General features: G+C 63.0%; 1 pseudogene. It reads right to left on the bottom strand.

The window, feature by feature from the left end:
• Window positions 1–744, bottom strand: a pseudogene (locus CVM73_RS38780) (transposase); the annotation flags it as partial.
• Window positions 745–771 lie beyond the last annotated feature (27 nt).

The following is a 771-nucleotide window of genomic DNA, read 5'->3' as shown; positions in this document are numbered from 1 at the left end:
GCCCGGCTGAGCGGGAGGACGAAGGCGTTCTCGAGCACAGCTCGACCTTCGATCTTGCGGCCGATATCGCGGATGATCCGGCCCAGTCGGCTGCGCAGGATGCGCAACTGCCGCTGATGCCGCCTGAATTGCTTGGCATGGGCGTAGCGTCCCGCCATTACGCGATTTTGGCAATGCGCAGATAGGACTGCCGCAGCTAGACCCCGTGCTTCCTCGCCATGCGGTTGAGCACCCTTGATGGCCGCGTGCAGCAGCTTTGGCATCGGTCGAGAAGGTGATCGCCTTCGGCTGCACGGTGGTGTCGACCGTGACACGCTTGAGGTCCTGGCTGCGTAACGCGCCGGCTTCGTGCGCCACCCGCAGGCTCTCGGCCAACAGCAGCTCCAGCTTGTCGCCGAGCCGCTTGCGCCAGTGGCTCAGGTCCGAGCGCTCGTGCGGGAATGCGTGCTGGAAGAACTCTTCGCCGGTGAAGTACTGGAAATATGGGTCGTGGACCCAGCGCTCACACACCCCCTCATCGGACAGCCCGTAAATGTGCTTGAGCAGCAACAGCCCGATCATGAAGCGGGTCGCGATCCCGGGCCGACCATTCTCGCTATAGAGCGGCGCGATCTCGCCGTCGATCCAATCCCAGTCGATCCTGCCGGCGAGCTGAACCAGCTCGTGCTTCATATTGATGATTTGGTCCAGCCTGGCCCGAAACAGATCGCCCGATCCCGTCGTCCTGTGCTTCTTCGGTCGCATCGCCACCTCCGATGCGATCACGGAATC

The sequence above is a fragment of the Bradyrhizobium forestalis genome (assembly GCF_002795245.1).
Classification (GTDB): Bacteria; Pseudomonadota; Alphaproteobacteria; order Rhizobiales; family Xanthobacteraceae; genus Bradyrhizobium; species Bradyrhizobium forestalis.
Note: the sequence above shows the minus strand (reverse complement) of the source record. Positions and strands in the feature narration are given on the sequence as shown.